We start from the raw sequence: 2,859 nt of genomic DNA on the forward strand, positions 1-2,859 counted from the left end.
TCTTACCGTCAGCCGAAGAATTCACATCGGCGTGATCGAGCGCGAGCCCACTCCGTCCGAGACACGCGCGAGCCCACAACGCAGCGATCAGCATATGAGACGAGACGGGTATGGTCAATCCGACGACACTACGCTCCCGCGTGCCGAAAGGATAACGATCTCGCCTAATAGGCGTTGATCATCTCTCTCCGGTCGGCCCTGATACTACCCCGAAGCCCCCGTGGGATGGAGATGCGCTCGGGGTCGCCGTCCGCCGTGTAGCGCTGGCGGGGGTGCTTGTTCAGCCACTCCAGCCAGTATTGGGAACACCATTTCCGGCACTCGCCTTTTTTACCATTGCTCTGGATCCGCTGGACCGATCGCCGGTCGTAGTTCTTGGTGAACGGCGAGACCGACGGCTCGGCACCGGCCAGGAAGACGGCCTTGAACCGGTAGGAGACTCCCTGCCACCTTCCCGACTGCACCGTGGACCTCTTACGGGGCATCGCGCCGAACGGCAGCGCCATCGTCTCGGAGGGGGGAACGCCGAGCTGCTTCAGCAGCCGCTCGACCCTGGCGAGCTGCTCGGCGATCTTCTTCTTGGGCAGGCCCGGCAGGTAGGGGTGGCCCCAGGTGTGGTTGGCCACCTCGAAACCCCGCGAGGTCAGCCACTGCACGGCCCGCGCCTGATCCTTGGCGTTCTGCAGGCCGAAGGGCTGCTGGTTGACCCAGAAAGTGGCGACGGGCCGGAAATCTGGGTGTTTCTTTGCCACCTGATAGATGATTCCGACCGCGGTGTTCCTGGCCGGGGTGCCGTCCGCCTCCAGCGCGAAGTGGCTGGGGTGACCGTCGTCGAAGGTCAGCACCACCGGGTACTTGCCCGCCGGGATGTCCATCCTCCCGGCGGCGAACTCCCGCGCGGTGACCGGCACGTAACCGTCCCTGGCGAGCATCTCCAGCTCCTTGCGCAGCTGGGCGGGCGTGCGGTCGATCGACGCCAGCCGCTTGCCGATGATCCGGTGGTACATCAGGATCGGGACCATGCCGGCCTCGTTGGCCTTCACCTGCCGCGCGAACTCCGCCGTGGCGGTGACCGGCGGCGGCAGCTCGGCCGAGGGAAGGTCCGGCGTCGGCGAGGGCGTCGCGGGCGGCTGGGACGGACCGGGCGCCGCCTGTCCCGCCCCGGAGGCGCCCGGGGCGCCGGATGGGGCAGGCGGGGCGGGAAGCACGAGGAGCACCACCACCGCCACCGCGACGACCACCACATTGGTGAGCATGATGATCTGCGTCAGGGGGATTGAACTCCGCACAACACTCCCAGGCCCATCGAGCTTATTCGGACTGGATCACCAGCCTAGAACAGACTCGGACAGGCCCGACCAATCGGCGGAGTTCAGCCCTCCATGAGGGGCGGTCACCCGCCCGCTCGGAGGTGGTCGTCGGTGCCCGGCACCCGGCGCGACCCGCGGGGAGCAGGCGGCGTTCATCCGGTCGGCGACCGGCTCGCGCTAGGTCCCCGGCCCCCTGGGTGCGGCCGTCAGTGTCCGGCGTCCTCCCAGGTGCGGCCGACGCCCACCGAGACGGCCAGCGGGACACGCAGGGCGTAGGCGGCGTTCATCCGGTCCGTGACCAGCTCGCGCAACGTCTCCAGCTCACCGGGGGCCACCTCGAAGACGAGCTCGTCGTGGACCTGCAGCAGCATCCGGGAGCCGAGCGCCGCCTCCTTGAGCGCGCCCTGCACGTCGAGCATGGCGACCTTGATGATGTCGGCCGCCGAACCCTGGATGGGCGCGTTGAGCGCCATCCGCTCGGCCATCTCGCGGCGCTGGCGGTTGTCACTGTTGAGGTCGGGCAGGTAGCGGCGCCGCCCCATGATCGTCTCGGTGTAGCCGTCGTTCCTGGCCTGCGCGACGATCGCGTTGAGGAAGTCACGGACGCCGCCGAACTCCTCGAAATACCCCTCCTTGAGCGCTCTGGCCTCGGAGACGGGGATGTTGAGCTGCTCCGACAACCCGAAGTCGGACAGTCCGTAGGCCAGGCCGTAGTTCATCGCCTTGATCTTGGCCCGCATCTCCCCGGTGACCTGCTCGGGCTCGATGTCGAAGACCCGGGCCGCGGTGGCCTGGTGGAAGTCGTGCCCGGACTCGAAGGACGCGATCAGCGCCTCGTCGCCGGACAGGTGGGCCATGATGCGCAGCTCGATCTGGCTGTAGTCGGCGGTCAGCAGGGTCTCGAAGCCCTTGCCGACCACGAAGCCCTGCCGGATGCGGCGGCCCTCGGCGGTGCGGATCGGGATGTTCTGCAGGTTGGGCTTCTCCGAGCTGAGCCGCCCGGTGGCCGCCACGATCTGGTTGAACGTGGTGTGGATGCGGCCGTCGTCGGCGATCTCCTTGATCAGGCCCTCGACCGTGACCTTCAGCTTGGCCTGGTCGCGGTGGCGCAGCATGATCGTCGGCAGCTCGTGCTCGGTCTGGGCGGCCAGCCAGGCCAGCGCGGGGGCGTCGGTGGTGTAGCCCGTCTTGGTCTTCTTGGTCTTGGGCAGGTTGAGCTTGACGAACAGGATCTCCTGAAGCTGCTTGGGCGAGCCCAGGTTGAACTGCTCACCGCCCACGGAGGCGTGCGCCGCCTCGACCGCCTGCTTGACCGCGGCGCCGAACTCGGCCTCCAGGCCGCTGAGATACTCCCGGTCGGCGGCGATGCCGGCCCGCTCCAGCTCGGCCAGCACGGTGACGAGCGGCAGCTCCACGTCGCGCATCAGGCGGATGCCGCCCAGCGGCTCCAGGAACGCCTCCAGCGCGTCGGCGCCTGCCCGTCGGCTCGCTCACCAGGACCCCCTACGCGGGCTACCCGGACTATCACACCTCCGCCGACAATCCGGAC

Annotated in this window: 2 protein-coding genes and 1 pseudogene; 1 reads left to right on the plus strand and 2 read right to left on the minus strand. The window is 68.4% G+C overall.

Features of this window, described 5'->3' with window-relative positions:
- Positions 1–164: 164 nt before the first annotated feature.
- On the minus strand, positions 165–1,256 hold the full coding sequence (locus ABZ260_RS49475) for a polysaccharide deacetylase family protein (RefSeq protein ID WP_355632485.1): 1,092 nt from the start codon (positions 1,254–1,256) through the stop codon (positions 165–167).
- A gap of 260 nt (positions 1,257–1,516) precedes the next feature.
- A pseudogene (locus ABZ260_RS49480) lies at positions 1,517–2,782 on the minus strand (DNA polymerase); the annotation flags it as partial.
- 2 nt (positions 2,783–2,784) lie between these two features.
- Between ABZ260_RS49480 and ABZ260_RS49485 the strand changes: the two are divergent.
- A partial coding sequence (locus tag ABZ260_RS49485) for a DUF4910 domain-containing protein (RefSeq protein ID WP_355632488.1) occupies positions 2,785–2,859 on the plus strand: 75 nt, incomplete at its 3' end.

The sequence above is a fragment of the Streptosporangium sp. NPDC006013 genome (assembly GCF_040614275.1).
Lineage (GTDB): Bacteria > Actinomycetota > Actinomycetes > Streptosporangiales > Streptosporangiaceae > Streptosporangium.

Excerpts from the sequence above, each read along its gene's own strand:
- ABZ260_RS49475 (WP_355632485.1), bottom strand. The coding sequence starts at position 1,256 with ATGCTCACCAATGTGGTGGTCGTCGCGGTGGCGGTGGTGGTGCTCCTC.